The following is a 22782-nucleotide window of genomic DNA, read 5'->3' on the forward strand; positions in this document are numbered from 1 at the left end:
GCTCACCGCGCCACCACCACCTTCAGGGTGTCGCGGTTGCTGTCCCAGAAGGGCAGCGCTTCCTCGGCTTCCGCGAAGGGCATGATGCGGGAGATCAGCGCATCCGCCTTGTCGCCGATCTGCTCCAGATAGGCGATGACGGCATGGAAATCCTCCAGCGTCGCGTTGCGGGAGCCCATGATGTCCAACTCCTTCAGGTTGAACATCTGGGTTTCATAGGTCACCGGCGCCTTGGAATAGCCGACATAGACCACCCGCCCGGCAAAGCCGGCCAGCGTCACGCATTGCGTGAAGGTGGCCGGCGTGCCCACAGCCTCGAAGGCCACGTCCACGCCGTCATCCGCCGTCAACTCGCTGACCTTGGCGACGATGTCTTCCTTGCCGGCCTCGAAGGTATGCGCGGCGCCGAAGCGGCGGGCCAGCGCCAGCTTCTCCGGGCTCATATCCACGGCGATGACGTCCGCGCCGCGTGCCACGGCGCCGATCAGAACGCCCATGCCGATCATTCCGCAGCCCAGCACCACGATCCGCTCGCCCTTCTGCACGCGGCCACGCGCCACGGCATGGAAGCCGACGGACAGCGGCTCCACCAGCGCGAGATGCTGCGGTGCCAGCGTGTCGTTCAGGATCAGCTTGCTGGCCGGCAGCACGATCTCCTCAGCCAGGCCGCCATCCTGCTGCACGCCAAGGGTGCGGTTGTAGCGGCAGGCATTGGTGCGCCCCTTGCGGCAGGAGGCGCAGTGCCCGCAGCTGGTATAGGGCATGACGATCACGCGGCGGCCCGGCCTGAACTCCGGCGAGACCGAAGCGCCCGCCGCGATGACCTCGCCCCCGATCTCGTGGCCCGGAATGCGCGGCAGCTGCACCAGTGGGTTCAGGCCACGGAAGGTATTCAGGTCGCTGCCGCAAAGGCCGACATGACGCACGGCGATCCGCACATCCTCCGGCCCGGCCACGGGTACGGCCACGTCGTGGAACCGCGTGCGGCCCTCCTGCTCGATCATCAAGGCTTTCATCGTCATCCCGTCTCGGTCATTGCGGCGCCTACACGAAGGCTGGCTCACTCATGTCGTCGCAGCATCCCAGCGGCAGGCTGGCACCAGTGGGTGCCTTGTGGATCTTGTCGAGCTTGTCGCTGCAAGGGCCCATCCGTTCACCGCGCTGTGCCGCAGTGCCTCTTGTCCAGCCGCCGGCGACATGGGGCGCGCTGCATAAAAATTCTTGCTTTGTTGACCCTGACGATGTGGCCGCCTTAGGTGCGGGTCAAATGGTTTTTCAGTGTTAATAAACCCTCCCTGGAGTGCCGATGCGGACGAGGGCTGTCTACAAGCAGGTCCACAATGCCATGCTGGCGCGGCTGAAGGACCCGATGCTTGAAGAACTGAGGGGGTCAGAAGCCGCATTGGCACAGGAATTCAGGAGCAGCCGGACCACGATCCGCGCCGTTCTCGCCGCCCTGCAACAGGCCGGGTTCCTGGAAGGCCGCCACATCCTGCGTCGACCGGCGCCTGCGGATTTCTTCCCGTCCGGCGAGACCCAGTCCGCTGCCGCGCTGGTCGAGCTCCGCTTCATGAACTGGATTCTGCATTCCGACATCCGGCCAGGGCAGCCGGTCAATGTTACGCAGCTGTCGCGGCAGTTCGGCGTCTCGGCCACGGTCATTCGTGGCTACCTGCAACGTCTGCGGCATTACGGCCTGCTGGAGGCGAGGCCCAACAGCACCTGGATCTTCCGCGGCATCACCAGCGCCTTCGCCACCGAGCTTTGCGAGATCCGCGAGATCTTCGAGCTTCGATCCGCGCGCCACCTTGCCACGCTGGAGCCCGGCGCGCCGGCCTGGGTGGAACTGCGGCAAATCCGTGCCGAGCATCTCGCGCTGCTGCAGGATATCGAGGGACGCTTCCGGGATTTCTCAGCGCTGGACGAGCGGCTGCACCGGCTGATCTATGACGCCTCCGAAAACCGCTTTGTCATGGAATTCTACCACATCATCTCGATCATCTTTCATTACCACTATCAGTGGAACAAGGTGGATGAGAAAGCGCGCAACCGTTTCGCGATCCTGCAGCATCTCGATTATATCGATGCGCTGCACAGCCGGGATCTGGATGCGGTGGAGCGCAGCTGCCGCGCGCATCTGAACACGGGGCGGGAGACCTTGATGCTCTCCACCGGCATGCGGGCGGAAGCGGCGCGGGCCCCGTGACGGAGCGGGCCGCCATGGTGCCGGCACCGGCAACCGGCTAGACAGGCGGGGCAACCGCCTTGCCGGCGCTGGAGTTTCCGCATCATGTCCCCTGCCGCCGCCTCCCAGGCCATTGAAGACGCCCTGGCCCTGGCGCGGGATCTGGCGCCCCGGATGGCCGCCGTGGTGCTCACCCATTTCCCCGATGCCGATACCCTGGACCTCATGCGGCCCGGCGCCGGGCCTCTGGAGACCATTGCTGCCACCAACCGCGCCCTGGCGGCCGAGTTGGCGCAGGAAGGCGTGGAGGTTCTGGTGCAGGTGGCGGACCGTGCCGCCTTCCGCCGCTGGATGGACGGGCGCGCCGATACGCCGCAGGCCCGGCTCGCCTGGCGCAACCACCGGGGGCTGCTGCAAGGGCCCGCGGCCTTCCAGGCGCTTGGACTGGCCCCCGAGCCCACCAAGCCCCCCCGGCGCGGCAAGGCCTCCGGCACCCTCGCCGACCGGCTGATGCGCGCCTTCGCGGATGAGGAGGGGCAGGAGTTCGACGAACTGGCGGAGGAGCTGATCGCCACGGGTCGCGACGGCGTGCTGGACCAGGCCATCCGCAAGGTCGGTGCGCGCTTTGGTGAGGAAGCGGCGCAGGACCTGGCGCACGACCTTTTGGCGATGGCCGAGGGCGCCCGTATCGGCCCTTCCGGCTGGGCGACGCTGGTGGCCTTGCCGGTCGCGCTGCCGCCCGGCACGCCGCCCGACCCGGTCTTCCTGGGCGAAAGCCTGATCACCTCCGGCGCGCTGGCGGAGGAGCTGGAGCTGCGCTTCCTGCCGGAATGGCGCGCGCCGGAAGCGCTGGACGCCCTGCCCCCCGCTGCGCTGCGCCGCGTGCTGGTCGAGATGGTGGCGGGCGAGGAACCGACCGCCCTGCCCCCGGCCAAGCCTACGCAGTTGCAGGAGAGCGGCTTCGGCGTGCTGGTCGGCCTGCAATATGACTGGGCCATCCCGAGCTGGGAGGAGATCGTCGCCCAGGGCCTGCCCGAGCCGCCCGAGGAAGGCAAGGAAACGCCCGAGGAGGCCGCCCGCGCCCAGGTCTTCGAACGCTGGCGCGCCGCCGCCTATGAGGCCGGCGATGGCTGCGTGCCCCTGGCGCTGGTGCCCTTCTCCGAAGCCACGGCCGAGATCGCCGACTTCCTGCAAGAGGCCAGCGACCAGACCAGCGGCCTGGCCGAGATCCGCGATTTCGTGGACATGGCGCGAAGCGAGGCGCTGGGCGAGGAAGTGGTCTGCCACGCCACGGTGGAGGGAGAGCGGCTGCAGCTGGCGCTTTATACCCGCGCCGGCCGCTTCCTGGATGAACTCTCGCTGGAAGCCGGGCAACTGCCGGTCCCGGCGACGGAGATGCCGGAACTGCTGAGGACCTTCGTGCCGCTCGTATCGCAGCCCCCCGGGCGCTAGCTGCCGGTGCGCCGCCCCGCCGCCTCTCCCGCCATTCCGGCCGGTCTGCTGTCCCTGCGGCTGATGCTGCCCTTCCTGCGGCCCTACCGCTGGCGGGTACTGGGCGCGGCGCTGGCCATGATGACGGCGGCCGGGCTGACGCTGGGGCTGGGCCAGGGGCTGCGGCACCTGATCGATTCCGGCTTCGGCGATGCCGGCCCCGGGGCGCTGGACCGGGCGGCGCTGGGCATGTTCGCGGTGGTGGCCGGGCTGGCGGGGGCCACGGCGCTGCGCTTCTTCCTCATCTCCTGGCTGGGGGAGCGGGTTGCCGCCGATATCCGCCGCGCGGTCTTCAACCACGTCCTCACCCTCTCGCCAGCCTTTTTCGAGACGGCGCGTACCGGCGACATCCTTTCCCGCCTCACCGCCGATATCGGCATCCTGCAAACCCTGGTGGGCACCGCGATCTCCCAGGGGCTGCGCAGCGTGCTGATGGTGGCGGGCGCCTTCGCCCTGCTGGTGCATACCAGCCCCAAGCTGGCAGGACTGGTGGCGGTGGTGGTGCCCTTCGTGGTGGCGCCGCTCATCCTCTTCGGCCGGCGGGAGAAGGCGCTCTCCCGCCTGGCGCAGGAACGTGTCGCGGACCTCGGCGCCCGGGCGGAGGAAGTGATCAACGCCATCCGCACCGTGCAGGTCTTCACGCATGAGGCGCGGGAGCAGGCGCGCTTCGCGCAGGAAAGCGAGGCCGCCGTCGCCGCCACCCTGCGCCGCATCCGCACCCGGGCCGTGCAGATCCTGGTGGTGATCCTGCTGGGTGTCGGTGCCATCACCCTCAGCCTCTGGGTCGGTGGGCGGGATGTGGTGGCGGGGCAGATGTCGGGGGGCGACCTGTCCGCCTTTGTCTTCTACGCGGTGCTGCTGGCTTCCTCCGGCGCCAGTGCCAGCGAGCTGTGGGGCGAGGTGCAGCGCGCCGCCGGCGCGGCGGAGCGGCTGCGGGAACTGCTGGCGGTGCCACCCGCCATCACCGCGCCCCAGCAGCCGCAGGCGCTGCCCAGCCCGCTGCGCGGCCGCATCGAGTTCCAGAATATCCGCTTCACCTACCCCACCCGGCCTGACCACCCGGCATTGGACGACTTCTCCCTGGTGGTGGAGCCGGGGGAGACCGTGGCGCTGGTCGGCCCCTCCGGCGCCGGCAAGACCACGTTGCTGCAACTGCTGGTACGGTTCTACGACCCGCAGCAAGGACGCATCCTGGTGGATGGCGTCGACATCGCGCAACTGCACCCGGCGGCGCTGCGCGCCTGCATCGGCGCCGTGCCGCAGGACCCGGTGATCTTCAGCGCGGATGCCGCCAGCAACATCGCCTATGGCCGCCCCGATGCCACGCCTGCCGAGATCCGCGCCGCCGCCGAGGCCGCCGCCGCGCTAGGCTTCATCGAGGCCTTGCCGCAAGGCATGGCGACGCATCTGGGCGCCAAGGGGGTCACGCTTTCCGGCGGGCAGCGGCAGCGCATGGCCATCGCCCGCGCCATCCTGCGCGACCCTGCCATCCTGCTGCTGGACGAAGCCACCAGCGCGCTGGACGCGGAATCGGAGCAGGCGGTGCAGCAGGCGCTGGCCACCCTCTCCCGCGGCCGCACCACGCTGGTGGTGGCGCACCGCCTGGCCACCGTGCGCCGCGCCGACCGCATCGTGGTGCTGGATGGCGGGCGCGTCGTCGCCACCGGCACGCATGACGACTTGGTGCAGCAGGGCGGCCTTTATGCCCGCCTTGCCACCCTGCAGTTCGGCGAGTTGTCCTAGGCCAGCATCTCCCGCACCAGCGGCATCACCTTGTTGCCGTAGAGTTCGATGCTGCGCATCATCGCCGCATGCGGCAGCGGCCCGGCGCTGTACTTCATGTCGAAGCGGGAGAGCCCCAGCGTCCGCGCCGTCTTTACGATCTTGCGGGCCACCGTCTCCGGCGCGCCGAGGTAGAGCGAGCCGCCTTCGATCTCGCGCTCGAATTCCGCCGGTTGCAGCGGCGGCCACCCCCGCTCGGCGCCGATGCGGTCGCGCATGGCCTTGTAGTGCGGCCAGAGGATCTCGCGTGCCGCTGCATCGCTTTCCGCCACGAAGCCGTGTGAATGGACACCGATAGGCGGCACCGGCCCGCCGAACTGGGCGCAGGCCTTGTGGAAGAGGTCCACGAAAGGCCGGAAGCGCACCGGGTCGCCGCCAATGATGGCCAGCATCAAGGGCAGGCCGTAGCGCGCCGCCCGCACCACCGATTTCGGGCTGCCGCCGACGCCGACCCAGGTGCGCAGCGGCGCCTGCTCCACCAGCGGGAAAACGCGCTGCTCCGTCAGGGCCGCGCGGGTGCTGCCGCTCCAGGTCACCGGCTGCTGCGTCAGCAGCGCGGCGAAGAGATCCAGCTTCTCCTCGAACAGCGTCTCATACTGCTGCAGGTCGTAGCCGAAGAGCGGAAAGGATTCCGTGAAGGAGCCGCGCCCCAGGATGACCTCGGCCCGCCCGCCGGAGGCGGCATCAAGGGTGGAGAAGCGCTGGAAGACCCGCACGGGGTCATCGGAGCTGAGCACCGTCACCGCCGAGCCCAGCCGGATGCGCCGTGTGCGGCCGGCGATGGCCGCCAGCACCACCTCCGGCGCGGAGATGGCGAAATCCTCGCGGTGATGCTCGCCAAGCCCAATGAAGTCGACGCCGACCTCATCGGCCAGCACCGCCTCGGCGATCACGTCACGGATGACCTGGGCGTGCGGCAGCAGCCGGCCATCCACGCCCGCCGTCACATCGCCGAAGCTGTCCAGCCCCATCTCAAGCTGCTGCGCCAAGCGACCCTCCACAGGATTGACTGGCGGCAGAGATGGCACCGCCGCGCGGGGACGTCGAGGCCCGCCGCGCGGCGCTGCCGGCGGCTCAGTCCGCCGTGGCGCCCGAAGCCTTCACGATCGGCACCCAGACATCCACTTCGTTTTTCACGTACTGGGCGAAGCGTTCCGGCGTGTAGCCGCGCATGGCCGGGGTGCCCATCTCGTTCAGGCGCTGCTGCACGGTGGCATCGCCCAGCGCCTCGTTGACGGCGGCGTTCATGCGCTCGACGATGTTGGAAGGCAGGCCGGCGGGCCCGAAGATGCCGTACCAGGAATAGGCCTTGTAGCCGGGCAGGCCCACTTCCGCCGCCGTCGGCACGTCCGGCATCAGGTTGGAACGCTCATCCGTCGCGACGAACAGCGTCTTGACCTGGCCTTCCTTGTTGAAGGGCAGCATCAGGCTGGGAATGTCGCTGTTGAACTGCACCTCGCCAGCCAGCATGGCCGAGAAGACCTGCCCGCCGCCGCGATAGGGAATGTGCACCGCCTGCGCGCCGATGCGCTGCAGGAAGCTGGCGGAGGCGAGATGGCCGGTGGAGCCGACGCCGCTGCTGCCATAGGAGAACTTGTTCGGGTTCGCCTTCAGCTGCGCGATCCAGTCCGCCGTGTCGCGCACCTTGAGGCCCGTGGTGGTGACGCTGTGGCAGATGGGAATGAAGTTCGTCGGCACCACCGCCGTCAGATCCTTCACCGGATCATAGGGCAGCTTGCTGTAGAGGCCGGCGGCGACACCCGTGGAGGAAAGGGTCGCCAGCACGAAGTTGTAGCCATCGGGCGCAGACTTCGCCACGAAGTCGGTACCCAGCGTGCTGCCGGCACCGGGGCGGTTCTCGACCACGATGGTCTGGCCCAGGATCTCCGACAGCTTCGGCGTCAGCAGGCGCATCGTGATATCGGTGCCGCCGCCCGGGCCGAAAGGCACGATGACGCGGATGGGCCGGTTCGGCCAGTTGCCGGTCTGCGCGCGCAACACGGCGGGCGTCATCAGGGTCGCGGCGGTCAGGCCCATCAGCCCGCGGCGCGTGGTGGCCGCGAGGCGGCGGCCGGCGAAGGTATTCGTCATGCTATCCACTCCTGCTCAAGGTCGCGGTGCGTCAGGCGTTCCCGCCGGCTCTTGCGGCCGGCGTGGCATTCAGAAAGATCCGCCATTCACGGGCAGGATCTGCCCGCTGACGAATTTGGCGAGGTCGGAGGCGAAGAACATCGTCGCATCCGCGATGTCCTGCGCGTCGCCCAGGCGGCCGAGGGCGATGCCGGTCAGGGCGGCCTTGCGGCGCTCCTCGCCCATGCTGTCCCAGCCGCCCTGCTTGTCGGCATCGGTCAGCACCAGGCCGGGTGCCACGGTGTTCACCGTGATGCCGAAGGGGCCCAGCTCCATGGCCAGCTGCCGCGTCAGCCCCAGCACCGCGTGCTTCGCCGTGGCATAGGCCTGGATGCGGGTGCGCGAGGGGCGGAAGGCGGCGCCGGAACTGATATTGATGATGCGCCCGGCGCCCACGCGCTTCATGCCCGGCGCGGCCGCGCGCACGGTGGCGAAGCTGGCATTGACGTTGAGCGCCATGATGGCGTCCCAGTCCGCATCGGGCACTTCCTCCACCGGGCGGTGGTGCTGGCCCATCATGCCGCCAGCATTGTTGACCAGGATGTCGATGGCGCGGCCGGCCTGGCGCTCCACCTCACCGATCCAGGCGCCGGCGGCGGCGCGGTCGGTCAGGTCCACAACGGCAGTGCGGATGGCATGCTCCCGCGCCGTCTCATCCAGGCCGGCGACGTCGATATCGGTGGCATAGACCTCCGCGCCCCGCACCGCGAAGCTGCGGGCGATAGCGCGGCCAAAGCCCATGGCGGCACCTGTGACGGCGACGACGCGCCCCTCGAAATCCAATGTCATCCGGCTTTCGCCTCCCCTATATTCTTGGACTCGGATTCCGCCAGGATGCGGAGCGCGGTAGTCAGCCCGGCATCGTTGTGGCGGATGCAAAGTGCCTCGGCCCGCGGGGCATCGCCGTCATGGATGGCATCGCGGATGGCCTGGTAGGCGGTGATGCCGTCCCGCACCCGTGCCGGCCGCGCCATGGACAGGTTGCGCAGCAGCGCCAGGCGGTTGTGCACGGAGACGAACATCCCCTGCAGTACCGGATTGCCGCTGCCTTCGGCGATGGCATGGTGGAAGGCATCGCCCGCCGCGACGATGCGGCGCGTATCAGCCGCAGCGGCGGCCGCCTCAAGCTCCGCCGTGGCATCGCTGATGGCTTCGAGGGCAGCCGGCGGGCGCAGCTCGGCGCAGAGCCTCGCGGCATAGCCCTGCAGCACGCCGCGCACACCGAAGAGGTGGCGGGCATCCTCGGCGCTGATAGCGGTGACGGAGGGGCCGCGATGCGGCCGCATCACCACCAGCCCTTCCGCCTCGAGCTGCCGCAGCGTCTCGCGGACTGAGGCGCGGCTGGCGCCGGTCAGCTCGCACAGTTCACGCTCCACCAGCCGCTGCCCGGGCGTGAAATGCCCGGACAGGATCGCGGCGCGCAGCGTGTCGCCCAGCGCGGAGCGCAGCGTCACGACCTGTGTGGCGACCTGGAGGCTGGCGGTATCCATAACGTGAAGTGTTAAAGATTGTCAGACAATCCGTCAATCGGGTTGACGCCCCCGGCGGGCTGGCAGATGACAGGGCGGCATTCAGCCGAAGGGGGAATCAGCCATGGCGGAACCGGTGGTCATCTGGGGTTCGGGGGCGATCGGCGGCACGATCGGTGCCTGCCTGCGCCGCGCGGGGCACGAGGTGCTCTTCGTGGACGTGGTGCCGGAACATGTGGAGGCCATCGCCGCCGGCCGGCTGCACATCGAAGGCCCCGTGGTCGATTTCACCATCGGCGGGCCGGCGCTGCTGCCGGAGCAGGTCCAGGGCCAGCACAAGCTGATCATCCTGGCCGTGAAGGCGCATCACACCGAGGCGGCGACGCGCGCGCTGCTGCCGCACCTGGCCGAGGACGGTGCCGTGGTGTCTTGCCAGAACGGGCTGAACGAGCTGACCATCGCCGAGATCGCCGGCCGGCAGCGCACGATCGGCGCCTTCGTGAACTTCTATGCCGACTACATGGGCCCCGGCCACATCAGCTACGCCAAGCGCGGCGCCGTGGTGGTGGGCGAGCTGGATGGCAGCCGGACGCCGCGCCTGGAAGCGCTGCACCGCATGCTGCAGGACTTCGACGAAGATGCCGTGCTGAGCGATAATGTCTTCGGCTATCTCTGGGGCAAGGCAGGCTATGGCGCCATCCTGAAGGCCTCGGCGCTGACAGACGACACCATTGCCGACTTCATCGCCGCCCCGGCCCGCCGCGTGCTGATCCTGCGGCTGGTGCAGGAGATCCTGGCTGTCGCGGCGGCCAAGGGCGTGACGCCGCTGGGCTTCGATGGCTTCGACCCCATCGCATTCATGAAGCGCGACGAGGTGGCCATCGAGGCCTCGATGCAGCAGATGGTGGCCTTCAACCGCGGCTCCGCCAAGCCCCGCAGCGGCATCTGGCGCGACCTGGCCGTGCGCAAGCGGCAGACCGACGTGGCGGCGCAGCTCGCGCCGGTGCGTGCCGCCGCCCGCGCCCATGGCCTGGGCACGCCCATCGCCGACAAGCTGGTGGAGCTGATCGGCGAGATTGAACAGGGGCGCCGTGCCATCGGGCAGGATGCCGCCGACGTGCTCACCCGCGTCGCCCAGCAGCAGTAAGAGGAAGGACACCAATGTCCGAAGGCAAGAAGCACCCCGCCGGCGATCCCTGGGACTGGCCCGAGCCCACCTGGCGTGGTGTGGTCGAGCGCGCCCGGGCCGGCCGCAGCCTGCGCCCGCGCGCCTGGCCGAACGGCGCGCGCTGCGCCGTCGCGCTCTCCTTTGACGCGGATCACGAGACCATCCCGCTGCGTGATTCCGATGAGAGCCCCATGCGCATCAGCCAGGGGCAGTATGGCGCGCGCCAGGGTGTGCCCCGCATCCGCCAGCTTCTGGCGCGGGAAGGCGTGAAGGCCACCTTCTTCTACCCCGCCGTCGCCGCCCTGCTGCATCCGGATGAAGCGCGCGGCGTGGCCGAGGAAGGCCACGAGATCGGCATCCATTCCTGGATTCATGAGCGCAACACGGTGCTGCCCTATGAGGTCGAGCGCGACCTCGCCTTCCGTGCCGCCGAGACGCTGGAGAAGGTGACGGGCCAGCGCCCCGTTGGCATGCGCACGGCGAGCTGGGATTTTTCCCTGCGCACGCTGGACATCATCCGGGAAATGGGCCTGCTCTACGACAGCAGCCTGATGGCCGATGACGATCCCTACGAGCTGAACTCGGGCGGCACGCCGACCGGCATTGTCGAGCTGCCGCCAGAATGGATTCGTGACGACGCTGTCTACTTCAACATGAACCGCTTTGGTGGGCTGCGTCCCTATACGCCGCCCTCCAGCGTGGCCGAGGTCTTCCTGGGGGAGCTGGAAGGCGCCCATGCCGAGGGCGGGCTCTTCCTGCTGACGATGCACCCGCATCATATCGGCCACCGCAGCCGCATGCCGGTGCTGGAAAAGGTGATCGCCGCCGCCAAGGCCAAGGGCGACTGCTGGTTCGCCACCCATGCCGAAGTTGCAGCCTGGTGCAAGGAGAATGCGGAAGCGCCGGCCGCCTGACCGGCGCCGCGCGGCGGCCCGGCGCTAAGGCAGCCGGGCCAGCCGCGTGAAGAGCAGGTTGAAGAAGCGGTCCGCATCCGCCTCGTTCAGCCAGAGCGCGTTCTGCGGCCGGCCGGTGACATGGAACCAGTCAGCCACGCTCATGCCCAGCGAGATGGGGCTGGCCGTTTCCACCGCCACATTGATCCGGCGCCCCTTAAAGAGCTCGGGGTCCAGCAGATGTGCGATGACGCAGGGGTCGTGCAGCGGGATGCCGTCCTTCTCGCGTTCCCGCTGCGGATTGCCATCGGCGTCGCCGAACATCACAGCTACGGCACGGGCGGCCGCGGTGCCGACCTTTCGCAGCGCCAGCAGGCGGTCGCGTGTCATCAGTACCTGATGCGTCAGGTCCAGCGGCAGCATGGTCAGCAGCACGCCGCTGTCCAGCAGCACGGCGGCGGCTTCCGGGTCCGCGTAAACGTTGTATTCAGCGGCGGGGCTGACATTGCCGCCCTCGCTGCGCGCGCCGGCCATCCACACCACCTCGCCAATACGCGGCGCGATCTCCGGCGCCTTCACCAGCGCCATGGCGAAGTTGGTGGCGGGGCCCAGCAGGCAAAGGGTGATGCTGCCGGCGGGCTCGCGCAGCAGCACCTCGATCAGATGGTCCACCGCGTGCTGTCGTTGTGCGGGCGCCTGGGCATCCGGCAGCACCAGGCCCTGCAATCCGGTTTCGCCATGCACATGCTCGGCGGTGACGGGCGGGCGGATCATCGGACGCGCGCAGCCGGGGAAGACCGGCACGCCGGGTCGCCCGCCCAGTTCCAGCAGCGCCAGGGCATTGGCCGTGGTGCGGGAGAGCGGCACATTGCCGGCTACGGTGGTGACGGAGACCAGTTCCAATTCTTCCGGCGCCGCCAGCGCCAGCAGGATGGCCACAGCATCGTCCTTGCCGGGATCGGTGTCGATGATGATCCGGCGCATCAGCCAGCCTTCCCCAGGTGGCGCGCCGCCAGGATGGCGCAGGCCTCGAACATCTCCAGTGAATCGAAAGGGCGGTCCTGCCCATCGGCGGGCACCACCATCGGGTGGCCGCCGGCCTGCAACACGGCACCAGGAATCATCAGGTTGTCCGGCAGGCCGAAGCCTTCGACGCTGAGACCGGGGATCGGGTCCGGCAAGGCGGCTGCATAGGCGCGGCAGCGCTCGGCGAAGGAGGCGGCACTGTTGGAATAGCCGAAAACCGGCTTCCCGCGCCCCAGGAACCAGCCGATCTCGACCAACGTGCCGCTGTCGGCGGAAATGCCTCGGAAGGGCGTGAGGTTGGCGATGACGATGTCGCAGGCCTCCATCATCGCCACATCCTTGCGGTAGATGGTCTGCCAGGCCTCCTCCTCGGCCATGCTGGAGAGGGCGGCGACATCCTCGTTCAAGGGCGGCTGGCCTTCGAAGCCCAGGCGGGCGCAGATCTCCACCTTGCGGCGGGCATGTTCGACGGCATTCGGCAGGAAGACATCCGGCCCGGCGAGATAGGCTTTCATGCGCCGCTCCCTGCCAGATTATCGGGGCCGAAGGAATGTGGCAGCAGCGCCTCCAGCGTTGTGGTCAGCAGCAGCTGGCCGGAGGGGTCCACCATCCGTACCGGCATGCCCGGCCCAGCGAACTCGCGGATCTTCTGGCGGCAGCCGCCGCAGGGCGTGCAGGGCATCTCGCCGCCGCCCGCCACCACGATCTCGGCGATACGTCGGCCGCCGGCCAGCACCATGGCGGCGATGGCGCCAGCCTCGGCGCAGGTGCCCTCGGGATAGGCGGCATTCTCGACATTGCAGCCGGCATGGATGGCCCCCTCCTCCGTCCGCAATGCGGCGCCCACCAGGAAGCGGGAGTAAGGGGCATAGGCGCGGGAGCGGGCGGCCAGTGCGGCTTCGACGATCGCGTCGGGCATCAGCGTTCCTTTACGTATGGGGTGCCGCTTGCCTTGGGCGGAATGGCCCGGCCGACGAAGCCGGCCAGCAGCACCACCGTCAGCAGGTAAGGCAGGGCCTGGATGGCCTGCACCGGGAAGGCGCCGATGCCAGGCAGCACCACGCCTTGCAGGCGGATGGCCACCGCATCCAGCAGCCCGAAGGCCAGGCAGGCCAGCAGGATCGGCCAGGGGCGCCAGCCGCCCAGGATCATGGCCGCCAGCGCGATATAGCCGCGCCCGGCGATCATGTCCCGCTGGAAGCCGGCACCCTGGGCCGTGGCGATATAGGCCCCCGCCACGCCGCAGAGCACGGAAGCAATCAGCACCCCCGCATAGCGCAACCGGGCCACGGAGATGCCGGCGGTGTCGATGGCCGCCGGGTGTTCGCCACAGGCGCGCAGGCGCAGCCCGAAGCGGCTGCGGTAGAGCACCCAGGCGGAGAGCGGCACCAGCAGCAGCGCCAGATAGACCAGTGCCGTCTGCCCGCCGATCAGCGCGGCATAAACGCGGCCCAGCACCGGCACGCCCGCCAGCGCCTCGCTGCCCGGCAGGGTGATGGGCAGGAAGCGCGCGCTGGCAGGCAGCGGCGGCGTCTGCCCGCCCATGGAGAACCAGGCCAGCGCCAGCGTCGCCGTCAGACCCGAGGCGACGATGTTGATGGCCATGCCGGACACGACCTGGGAGCCACGCAGCGTGACGCAGGCATAGGCATGCACCAGCCCCAGCAGGCAGGAAGCGCCGATACCCGCCAGCAGGCCCAGGAAGACATTGCCGCTGACGGAGGCCGCCGCCGCAGCGGCGAAGGCCGCCACCAGCATCTTGCCTTCCAGCCCCACGTCGATGATGCCGGAGCGTTCCGAGAACAACCCGGCCAGCGCCGCCAGCAGCAGCGGCGTGGCGACGCGCAGCGTGGCGGCCAGGATGGGGATGAGGTCGAAGCCCTCCATCACGCCGGCTTTCGCTGCAGCAGGCGGGAGAGGCCCGGGCGCAGCATATTGCCGAGCGCCCCGGCGAAGAGGATCACCAGCCCCTGGATCAGCACCACGATCTCGGAAGGCACGTCCGGTACCTCGAAGGCCATCTCGGCGCCGCCCTGGGTCAGCGCGCCGAAGAGCAGCGCCGACAGCAGCACGCCGCCGGGATGGTTGCGCCCCATCAGCGCCACCGCGATGCCTGTGAAGCCATAGCCACCTGTGAAGCCCAGCAGCAGCTTGTGCTGCGCGCCCAGCAGCTCGTTCACCGCCACGCCCCCGGCCAGGGCGCCGGAAAGCGCCATGACCAGCACCGTCATCCGCCCTTGGTCGATGCCGGCGTAGCGGGCGACCTCCGGGCTTTCGCCCATCACGCGCAGGGCATAGCCCCAGGGCGTTCGCCAGATCAGCAGCCAGACGCCGCCGGCCGCCAGCAGTGCCAGCACCAGTGCAAGGTTCACCGGCGCCGAGGAGGGGAAGCCGAAGGATGCCAGCCCCGGCAGGTCCGCCGCGGTGGTGAAGCGCCGCGTCTCAGGCGACATGGAGCCCGGTGCGATCAGCACATTGACGATCAGGTAGACCATCAGCGACGCGGCCAGGAAGTTGAACATGATGGTGGTGATGACGATGTGGCTGCCGCGCTTCGCCTGCAGCCAGCCCGGGATGGCAGCCCAGAAGGCGCCGAAGCCCGCGCCGGCCAGAATGGCCAGCGGCACCAGCAGCGCCGGCGGCAGGAACTCCAGGTTCAGCGCCGCCAGTGCGACGCCGAGCCCGGCCAGATAGGCCTGCCCTTCCGCGCCGATATTGAACAGCCCACCCTGAAAAGCCACAGCCACCGCGAGGCCGGTGAAAGCCATGTTGGTGGCGTAGTAGAGCGTATAGCCGATGGCATCGGCGGAACCGAGGCTGCCCACCGCCAGCGCCGTCAGCGCCGCCACGGGGTCGGAGCCGGTGGCCAGCACGATCAGCGCCGTTAGCCCGAGGGCCAGCAGCAGGTTGATCAGCGGCAGCAGGATCAGGTCGGCCCAGCGGGGCAAGGCCGCGTTCATGCTGCCACGTCCTGCACGCCGGCCATCAGCAGGCCCAGGCGCTGCTCCGTGGCCTCGGCCGCCGTCAGCTCACCCATGATCCGTCCATCGAACATCACCAGAATACGGTCAGCCAGCGCCAGGATCTCGTCGAGTTCCACCGAGACCACCAGCACCGCCTTGCCCGCCGCGCGGCAGGCCAGCAGGCGCTGATGAATGGCGTCGATGCCGCCGATGTCGACACCGCGCGTGGGCTGCCCCACCAGCAGCACCGCCGGGTCGCGCTCAATTTCCCGCCCCAGGATCAGCTTCTGCTGGTTGCCGCCGGAGAAGAGGGAGGAACGCAGCGAGGGGTCGGCCGGCCGCACGTCGTAATCCCGCATCAGCCGCGCGCCATGCGCCAGGATCTTGTCGTGCGACAGCAGGCCGAGCCCGGTGCGATAGGCAGGGTCGTGCTGGTAGCCCAAAATGGCGGTCTCCGCCGCGCGCGCGGTACGCACCAACCCGCTGCGCAGCCGGTCCTCTGGCACATGGCCCAGGCGCTGGCGGCGCAGGCTGGCGGCATTGAAGTCGCGGCCCGGGAAGACGGTGCGGCCGTTCAGTCGGATCTCGCCGGCCGAAGGGGTTCGCATGCCGGCAAGGGCCTCCAGCAGCTCCCCCTGCCCGTTCCCGGCCACGCCAGCGATGCCGAGTATCTCACCGCCTCGCAGTGCCAGATCGACACCCTTCACCCGCTCCACCCCCGCGGCGTCACGCAGGGAAAGGCCACGAGCTTCCAGCAGCGTCTCACCCAGCCGTGGCGCCGGGCGGGGGGCCGGGGCGGAAAGGCGGCGGCCGATCATTAGCTCCCCCAGTTCGGCGATGGAGGTTTCCGCCGTGTTCCGGTGCGCCACCATCTGCCCGGCACGCATCACGGAAACCCGGTCCGTGATGGCCATGATCTCGCGCAGCTTGTGCGTGATCAGCAGCACCGTGCGGCCCTGGTCCCGCAGCGCGCGCAGCACGCGGAACAGGTCATCCGCCTCCTGCGGCGTCAGCACGCCGGTGGGCTCGTCCAAAATCAATACCTCGGCGCCGCGATACAGCGCCTTCAGGATCTCCACGCGCTGCTGCGCGCCGACGGGTAGGTCCTCGATGCGCGCATCGGGGTCCACCGTCAGCCCGTAAGCCTCGCCGAGGCGGCTGAGTTCCGCCCGCGCCCTGGCTGCACCGGGAGCCAGCCTGGCGCCGCCCTCGGCGCCGAGCATGACATTTTCCAGCACCGTGAAACGCTCCACCAGCATGAAGTGCTGGTGCACCATCTCAATCCCGAGGCGGATGGCGTCGCGGCTGTCGCGGATCGTGGCCTCATGCCCGTTCACACGGATGGTGCCGGCATCGGCCTGATAGAAGCCATGCAGGATGGCCATCAGTGTCGACTTGCCGGCGCCATTCTCGCCGATGATGCCGTGGATATGGCCGCGGCGGACCACAAGGTCCACCGCGCGATTGGCATGGACGGCGCCGAAGCGCTTGTCGATGCCGACCAACTCGATGGCGGGAGCCGCCGCGTCCGAAGCGGCCATCAGTTCGGGCAGGAATTGTTGCTCATGTAGTCATGCACCTACACCTTGCCGGCGATGATATCGGCCTTGGCCTGATCGATCTTCGCGCGCGTCTCGGCCGTGACGATGGAGGCGTTGTTGCTGTCGAAGGCCAGGCCCACGCCATCTTCCGCCAGCCCCAGCACCTGGGTGCCCGGTTTCCAGCTGCCGTCACGCGCCTCCATCAGCGTCCTGTAGGTGGCGACATCGAGCTGCTTCACCATGCTGGTCAGCACATGGCCTGGATGCAGGTGGTTCTGGTTGGAATCGACGCCGATGCCGAACTTGCCGGCATCCGACGCCGCCTGGAGAACGCCGATGCCGGTCGCGCCCGCCGCGTGGAAGATCACATCCGCGCCACGCTCGATCTGCGACCGCGCCAGCTCGCCGCCACGTACCGGGTCGTTCCAGGCGGAGGGCGTGGAGCCGGTCATGTTCTGCAGCACCTCGATGCCCGGCTTGCCGGCCTTCGCGCCCTGCACGTAGCCACAGGCGAACTTGCGGATCAGCGGCACGTCCATGCCGCCGACAAAGCCGACCTTGCCCGTCGTGCTCTTCAGCGCCGCGAGCATGCCGGCAAGATAGGAGCCCTGCTCTTCCCGGAAGACGATGGACTGCACATTGGGCGCCTCCACCACCGAATCGATGATGACGAATCGCAGCTTCGGGAATTCGGCGGCCACGGTCTTCACCGCGCTGGCCTGGTTGAAGCCCACGGCGATGATCGGCGTCTGGCCACGGCGGGCGAAGTTGCGCAGCGCCTGCTCACGCTGCGTGTCGTTCTGCGGCTCGAATTCCCGTACCGCGATGCCGGTTTCCTTGGTGAAGGATTCCGCGCCGTCATGCACGCCCTCGTTGAAGGACTTGTCAAACTTGCCGCCCATGTCGAAAACAACGGCGGGGGAGATCTCGGCGGCCTGCGCGGCACCGATGGTCAGCAGGGCGGCGGCCATCGCCGTGGCGAGCATCTTCTTCATGGTGGAGCTCCGTTCTCTGTGCTGCGCCGCGTCAGCCGGCATGGCCGAGGCGATACTTGGTGAAGCCTTCCGGCGTGTGGCCCATCTCCTCCACGCTCAGCCCGGCGGGGCGGAAGGCCGCGGCCCCCGGCCCCGTGACATAGCTGACTACGGCATCCTTCGGCCAGGGCGCCAGCGACCAGTTGCTGTCGGCCGTGGGGTCGATGCTCTTCTGTGCGATGATGTAGCGTACCACCACGTCGCGGTTGAGGTCGGGCGCCTCCATCACGATGGTCTTGCCATCCGCTCCCGGGAAGTTGCCGCCGCCACCGGCTCGGTAGTTGTTGGTGGCAACAAGGAACTCCTGCGCCTCATCGACCGGCTGGCCATTGAAAGCGAGGTCGCGGATGCGATGTGCCTCAGGCGCCGCCACCTTGCCCTCGTTGTCGTATCGTGCGGGCTGGGTGACGTCGATCTTGTAGCTGATGCCGTCGATGACATCGAAATTATAGGAAGGGAACTTGCCGTTGATCAGCGCCTGCTCAGCCTTCGAAGCCGGATCGATATGGTTGAACAGGCCCGCGGAACGCTCCAGCCATTCCCGCACCTGCGCGCCCGTCACCTTCACCACGCGCACGGTATTTGGATAAAGGTAGATATCCGCGACATCCTTGATGGCGATCGGCCCGGGCTTCACGTCCGTGAAGTAGTCCGGCCCACCGCGCCCGCCTGCCTTGAAAGGCGCGGCGGCGGAAAGCAGCGGCAAGTGGCCCAGGCCGGCATTCCGGGCCAGTTCCTTGACGTACCAGGTCTGCGCATTGGAAACGATCTGCACCGAAGGATCATCCGCCACCAGCGCCCAGTAGCTGTTGATGAAGCCCTTGGTCTCGCCCACCGGCTGGCGCACATAGGCCAGCGTCGCCTCATGTGCGGTGCGCGCGGCAGCCAGCACGGCGGCGGTGGCATCGACCTTCGAGACGATCTTGCGGTCCGGCGTGCGTTCGTAGATCGGGCGTGCCTCGGTGCGGAAGCCGACGACCTTCCAGGCGCTGCCCTGGCGTTCCAACTCTAAGTCGATCACGCCAAGGTGGCTGCCCCAGAAGCCGGCCATGACCGCCGGCACACCGTGCAGCGTGCCGCGCTTGGCATCCACGCCAGCGATATTGGCGAAGTCACTGCCAGGAAAAACCAGGTGCTGATGGCCGGTCAGGATGGCGTCGATTCCCGGCACCTGCGCCAGATAGAGCGCGGCATTCTCGGCGCCCGCCTTCGGCTCGCCCCCGGCGATGCCGGAGTGGCACAGCGCCACGACCACATCCGCTTCCGCCCGCAGCTTCGGCAGATGCTGGCGCGCGGCCTCCACGATGTCGATGGTGGTCAGCCTGCCGTTCAGGTTGGCCTGGTCCCACCGCACGATCTGCGGTGGCACGAAGCCGATGACGCCGATCCGCAGGCTGTGCTTCTGCCCCGCCTCATCCACCATCTCCCGCGTGAAGACGCGGGTGGGCGGCACCAGCGTGGTGCCATCCGGCTTCAAAGCATTGGCGCAGACGCTGGGGAAGTTCTGCCCGGCCAGCGAGGTTCCGAGATAGTCCAGCCCGTAATTGAACTCATGGTTGCCAAGCGTGCCGCAGACATAACCTAGCTCGTTCATAGCCGCGATGATCGGGTGCACCTGCCCCGGCTTCAGCCCATGTGAATAAGCCATGTAGTCGCCCAGCGGGCTGCCCTGGATGACATCGCCGTTATCAAACAGCAATGCATTTGGAACCTCCGCCCGCGCCGCAGCGATCAGCGACGCGGTCTTGGCCAGCCCAACCGTATCGTCCGCCCGGTCCCGGTAGTAATCATAGGGATAAGCATTGACGTGCAGATCAGTGGTTTCCAGCAGCCGCAGCTTCAGCTTGGCAGGATTCTGAGCATGGGCCACGGGCGCACGGGAAAGCGCCAGCGGAAGAGCGGCGCCGCTCAACAGCAAGGCACGGCGGGAAATCGACGTCATGGGACCTGCCCAGCTGTGTTGATTACGCGGCGGCATTGTCGCTGCCGGAAGCGTACCGATCAACCGGGAAGGCGCGAAGCGGCTAGGCTGGTTCCGCGAGGAAGCGGAGGAGCTCGGCATTGAAGGGCGCCGGCTCCACCACGGTGAAAGCATGCCCTCCTTCCGGCACAAGCCAGAGCCTGGCCTTTGGCAAGGCTCTGGCCATGGCCTCGGAGGCTGTCCAGGGCACCAGCACGTCATCCCGCGCGGCAGCAACCAGCACGGGCGTGGCAACTCCGCCGGCGGTGCCGCTGGCATCATAGGCCAGCAAGGCGCCAATGCGCGCCAACAGATTGGCCTCGCCCTGGAAGTGCGCGAGACCGTGCGCTTCCTCGGCCTCCACCCGCAACGCATGGGCCGAGAGCCAGGCGGCGGGATAAAGGAAGATCGGCTGTGCCCGGACATAGGCGCCCGGGCCGCCGCCCCGCAGCGCGGCCAAGCGCGTGTCGAAGCAGCGGCGGGTGTGGCTGTCCGCCTTCAGCCAGCCATTGACCACAACGACGCGGCCGACGCGCCCAGGGTGCCGCAGGGCTACTTCCAGCGCCACCAGCCCACCCAGCGCATGGCCAAGCAGATGCGCCCGCGGGGCGCCGAGCGCATTGAGAATCTCGATCACATCCTCGGCCATGTGGCCGATGGTATAGCCGCCCGGCAACGGCCCGGCATTGGCGCCGGTGCCGCGATGGTCGTAGAGCACCACACGATAGTCACGCGATAGCGCCTCGACCTGCGGAGCCCAGAAGCTGCCGGCACCGCCAAGGCCTGCCGAGAGCAGCACCGTCTCGGCCGCATCGGTTCGGCCCAGCACCTGGTACTTCATGCGCGGGGCAGATGCGCGAAGCTGGCGATCTCGACCAGCGCCTCCGGCTTCACCAAGCCGCACTGGATGCAGTAGCGCGCCGGCTTATCGCCCGGAAAGTATTCGGCATAAACACTGTTGATAGCGGCGTAGTTCGCCCAGTCGGTGATGAAGATGGAGTTGAAGGTGACATCCGCCATGCTGCCGCCGGCGGCTTCGACAACACCCTTGATGGTCTCCAGCACATGGCGTGTCTGTGCCGCGGCATCGCCGGCATGCACCACGTTGTTGTCGTGGTCGAAAGGCAGCGTGCGGGAAACATAGAGGACGTTGTCCGCCATCACGCCGGGGGAGAAGGGCGCGATGGGCTTGCCGCTGCCAGGAGGAACGATGGGCTTCATGGGCATGGAGGCTTTTCCTTCAGGCCGATGGCTGCTGGCCGATGGCGCCGCAGAAATCGGCCACGGTGGACACCCAGCCGAAGAAGGTCTCCACGTTGTAGACCGTGGCCTTCTGGATGTAGTCGGGCCCCGCGTGGTGCGTCGCGTCCTCCAGCATCACCGGGAAGTATTCCAGGTGGAAGGCGTCGCGCAGCGAGGATTCGACGCAGACATTCGTGGCGATGCCGGTGAAGATCAGGTTCCGGATGCCGCGTGCGCGCAACAGGCTATCCATGTTCGTGTTGAAGAAGCCGCTGTAGCGCGTCTTCGGCACCACGAAGTCACCAGGCTGCGGTGCCAGGGCATCCACCAGGGCGTAGTCCCAGCCGCCCTTGGCCAGGAACCGGCCTTCCAGTTCCGGGCGCCTGCGCATGGTCTTCAGCGCGTTCGACTTGTGCCAGTTGGGTGAGCCTGGTCCACCCGCCTCGGCATAGTCAGCGTCCCAGCCGTTCTGGAGATAGAAGACCGGAATACCGGCCGCCCGGGCCGCTTCCGCCGCTTTGGCGATGGCGGCGATGGCGGCTTCCGCGCCGGAAACATCGAAGCCCGCGAGGTCGAGGTAGCCCCCTGCCGAAGCATAGGCATTCTGCATGTCCACGATGATCAGCGCCGTCTCGGAAGCCCGCAGGCGCAGCGGTTCCGGCCGCGCCGGCAGGGTCACGGCGGGGCGGAGGACACTCTCCGGCGCGAAGCCGGCGGCGGCTTGCGGCATCAGGCCAGCTCCATCACATGCCGGCGGCTTTGCATAAGCGGCTGGATATGCTGCCCGAAGGCCTCGATCCCTTCCAGGAAGTCGTCGAAGGTCAGCATCACGCCGCCGGCGCCTGGCACTTCCGCGATCTCGTCCAGCAGCCGCGCGCAGGTGGCATAGGACCCGACCACGGTTCCCATGTTGAGGTTCACCGCCGAATCCGCCCGCGCCATGTTGCGTACGTTGGCGTCTTTTCCGGCATTCTTGTCGGCTTCCGTCTGCGACACCATCCATTGCAGCGCCTCGGTATCGGCACCGGCCTTGTAGCGCTCCCACTTCGCCATCGCGGCCTCGTCCGTCTCGTCGGCGATAACCATGAACAGCGGGAAGGCAGGCACCTCGCGCCCCTCCTTCGCGGTAGCGGCGCGCAGGCGTTCGGTCGTGGCGGCGAAAGCCTTGGGCGTGTTCAGGCCCAGCCCAAAGCAGAAGTTGTAGTCGGCATATCTGGCGGTGAATGCCAGCCCCGCTTCGCTGGTGCCGGCGCAGATGATCTTCATATCCGCCTGTGGCCGGGGGCTGAGGCGGCAATCTTCCATCTGGAAGAATTCGCCCTTCAGGTCGCTGCGGCCGGTTTCCCACAGGTCGCGCAGAACCTGCACATATTCGGCCAAATACTGGTAGCGCGTCCGGAAGAACTCGTCCCCTGGCCAGAGGCCCATCTGGCTGTATTCCGGCTTCTGCCAGCCGGTGATGACATTCAGCCCGAAACGGCCATGGGAGATGCTGTCGATGGTCGATGCCATGCGCGCGACGATGGCGGGCGGCATCACCAGCGTCGCCGCCGTGGCATAAAGCTTGATGCGGGACGTGACCGCCGCCAGCCCCGCCATCAGCGTGAAGGTCTCGAGGTTGTGGTCCCAGAACTCGGTCTTTCCGCCGAAGCCGCGCAACTTGATCATGGAGAGCGCGAAATCGAAGCCGTAGCGCTCCGCCTTCTCCACGATGGCACGATTGAGATCGAAGCTGGGCTTGTATTGCGGCGCCGTCTCCGAGATCAGCCAGCCGTTGTTGCCGATGGGAATGAAGACGCCGATATCCATATCCGCTCCTCCGTGATCCGACCATGCGCCCGGCAGCCGGGCGGCTCCCGAAACTCAGCACGCGGCGTGCCAAAGGCAGCCGGGATGAG

The 22782-nt window shown here is 68.2% G+C and carries 22 protein-coding genes; 5 read left to right on the forward strand and 17 right to left on the reverse strand.

The window, feature by feature from the left end:
* Positions 1-2 precede the first annotated feature (2 nt).
* Positions 3-1004 carry a zinc-binding alcohol dehydrogenase family protein gene (locus EBE87_RS14835; RefSeq protein ID WP_199707144.1) on the reverse strand — a complete coding sequence of 334 codons (1002 nt, stop codon included), beginning with the start codon at positions 1002-1004 and terminating at the stop codon, positions 3-5.
* A 302-nt stretch (positions 1005-1306) separates the two neighbouring features.
* On the opposite strand from EBE87_RS14835, the gene EBE87_RS14840 reads away from it, so the two are divergent.
* From EBE87_RS14840 to EBE87_RS14850, 3 genes are all read left to right on the forward strand, one after another.
* The gene (locus EBE87_RS14840; RefSeq protein ID WP_120637010.1) at positions 1307-2206 is read left to right on the forward strand and encodes a GntR family transcriptional regulator; all 900 of its coding nucleotides are present in this window, start codon (positions 1307-1309) and stop codon (positions 2204-2206) included.
* An 84-nt stretch (positions 2207-2290) separates the two neighbouring features.
* On the forward strand, positions 2291-3637 hold the full coding sequence (locus EBE87_RS14845; protein WP_120637009.1) for a hypothetical protein: 1347 nt from the start codon (positions 2291-2293) through the stop codon (positions 3635-3637).
* A gap of 6 nt (positions 3638-3643) precedes the next feature.
* Entirely contained in the window at positions 3644-5419 is a 1776-nt protein-coding gene (locus tag EBE87_RS14850; protein WP_233553074.1) for an ABC transporter transmembrane domain-containing protein, read from the forward strand.
* On the opposite strand, the gene EBE87_RS14855 is transcribed toward EBE87_RS14850, so the two are convergent.
* The 4 genes from EBE87_RS14855 to EBE87_RS14870 form a co-directional block, all read right to left on the reverse strand.
* Complete coding sequence (locus tag EBE87_RS14855) at positions 5416-6447, reverse strand: LLM class flavin-dependent oxidoreductase (protein ID WP_120637008.1); 1032 nt, start codon at positions 6445-6447, stop codon at positions 5416-5418. The genes EBE87_RS14850 and EBE87_RS14855 overlap by 4 nt on opposite strands.
* Positions 6448-6532: 85 nt before the next feature.
* The gene (locus tag EBE87_RS14860; RefSeq protein ID WP_120637007.1) at positions 6533-7549 is read right to left on the reverse strand and encodes a Bug family tripartite tricarboxylate transporter substrate binding protein; all 1017 of its coding nucleotides are present in this window, start codon (positions 7547-7549) and stop codon (positions 6533-6535) included.
* 69 nt (positions 7550-7618) lie between these two features.
* A complete protein-coding gene (locus EBE87_RS14865; protein ID WP_120637006.1) occupies positions 7619-8377 on the reverse strand; it encodes an SDR family NAD(P)-dependent oxidoreductase in 759 nt (252 codons plus the stop codon).
* On the reverse strand, positions 8374-9078 hold the full coding sequence (locus EBE87_RS14870) for a GntR family transcriptional regulator (protein ID WP_120637005.1): 705 nt from the start codon (positions 9076-9078) through the stop codon (positions 8374-8376). The genes EBE87_RS14865 and EBE87_RS14870 overlap by 4 nt, the downstream gene beginning before the upstream one ends.
* Before the next feature lie 103 nt (positions 9079-9181).
* Between EBE87_RS14870 and EBE87_RS14875 the strand changes: the two genes are divergently transcribed.
* Positions 9182-10204: a ketopantoate reductase family protein gene (locus tag EBE87_RS14875; protein ID WP_120637004.1), complete on the forward strand. Its 1023-nt coding sequence runs from the start codon at positions 9182-9184 to the stop codon at positions 10202-10204.
* A gap of 14 nt (positions 10205-10218) precedes the next feature.
* Complete coding sequence (locus EBE87_RS14880) at positions 10219-11139, forward strand: polysaccharide deacetylase family protein (RefSeq protein WP_120637003.1); 921 nt, start codon at positions 10219-10221, stop codon at positions 11137-11139.
* 24 nt (positions 11140-11163) lie between these two features.
* Here EBE87_RS14880 and EBE87_RS14885 read toward each other — a convergent pair whose 3' ends face one another.
* The 12 genes from EBE87_RS14885 to rutA form a co-directional block, all read right to left on the reverse strand.
* Entirely contained in the window at positions 11164-12102 is a 939-nt protein-coding gene (locus EBE87_RS14885; protein WP_120637002.1) for a nucleoside hydrolase, read from the reverse strand.
* Positions 12102-12659, reverse strand: coding sequence for a nucleoside 2-deoxyribosyltransferase (locus tag EBE87_RS14890; protein WP_120637001.1), 558 nt, complete (start codon positions 12657-12659; stop codon positions 12102-12104). The genes EBE87_RS14885 and EBE87_RS14890 overlap by 1 nt, the downstream gene beginning before the upstream one ends.
* Positions 12656-13063, reverse strand: a complete 408-nt coding sequence (locus EBE87_RS14895; RefSeq protein ID WP_120637000.1) for a cytidine deaminase — start codon at positions 13061-13063, stop codon at positions 12656-12658. The genes EBE87_RS14890 and EBE87_RS14895 overlap by 4 nt, the downstream gene beginning before the upstream one ends.
* Positions 13063-14031, reverse strand: coding sequence for an ABC transporter permease (locus tag EBE87_RS14900; protein ID WP_120636999.1), 969 nt, complete (start codon positions 14029-14031; stop codon positions 13063-13065). The genes EBE87_RS14895 and EBE87_RS14900 overlap by 1 nt, the downstream gene beginning before the upstream one ends.
* Entirely contained in the window at positions 14031-15104 is a 1074-nt protein-coding gene (locus tag EBE87_RS14905) for an ABC transporter permease (protein ID WP_120636998.1), read from the reverse strand. Before EBE87_RS14905 ends, EBE87_RS14900 begins: the two co-directional genes overlap by 1 nt.
* Positions 15101-16648, reverse strand: coding sequence for an ABC transporter ATP-binding protein (locus EBE87_RS14910; RefSeq protein ID WP_120636997.1), 1548 nt, complete (start codon positions 16646-16648; stop codon positions 15101-15103). The genes EBE87_RS14905 and EBE87_RS14910 overlap by 4 nt, the downstream gene beginning before the upstream one ends.
* A gap of 38 nt (positions 16649-16686) precedes the next feature.
* Positions 16687-17643 carry a BMP family lipoprotein gene (locus EBE87_RS14915; RefSeq protein WP_120636996.1) on the reverse strand — a complete coding sequence of 319 codons (957 nt, stop codon included), beginning with the start codon at positions 17641-17643 and terminating at the stop codon, positions 16687-16689.
* Between the two features lie 31 nt (positions 17644-17674).
* Positions 17675-19624 (reverse strand): bifunctional 2',3'-cyclic-nucleotide 2'-phosphodiesterase/3'-nucleotidase, encoded by a 1950-nt coding sequence (locus EBE87_RS14920; protein ID WP_120636995.1) that lies wholly within the window; start codon positions 19622-19624, stop codon positions 17675-17677.
* Between the two features lie 82 nt (positions 19625-19706).
* On the reverse strand, positions 19707-20471 hold the full coding sequence (gene rutD / locus EBE87_RS14925; RefSeq protein ID WP_233553073.1) for a pyrimidine utilization protein D: 765 nt from the start codon (positions 20469-20471) through the stop codon (positions 19707-19709).
* A gap of 8 nt (positions 20472-20479) precedes the next feature.
* On the reverse strand, positions 20480-20869 hold the full coding sequence (gene rutC, locus EBE87_RS14930) for a pyrimidine utilization protein C (protein ID WP_120636993.1): 390 nt from the start codon (positions 20867-20869) through the stop codon (positions 20480-20482).
* Between the two features lie 13 nt (positions 20870-20882).
* A complete protein-coding gene (gene rutB / locus EBE87_RS14935) occupies positions 20883-21614 on the reverse strand; it encodes a pyrimidine utilization protein B (protein ID WP_120636992.1) in 732 nt (243 codons plus the stop codon).
* Positions 21614-22693, reverse strand: a complete 1080-nt coding sequence (gene rutA, locus EBE87_RS14940; protein ID WP_120636991.1) for a pyrimidine utilization protein A — start codon at positions 22691-22693, stop codon at positions 21614-21616. Before rutA ends, rutB begins: the two co-directional genes overlap by 1 nt.
* Positions 22694-22782 lie beyond the last annotated feature (89 nt).

The sequence above is a fragment of the Teichococcus wenyumeiae genome (genome assembly GCF_003696345.1).
GTDB classification, from domain to species: Bacteria; Pseudomonadota; Alphaproteobacteria; order Acetobacterales; family Acetobacteraceae; genus Pseudoroseomonas; species Pseudoroseomonas wenyumeiae.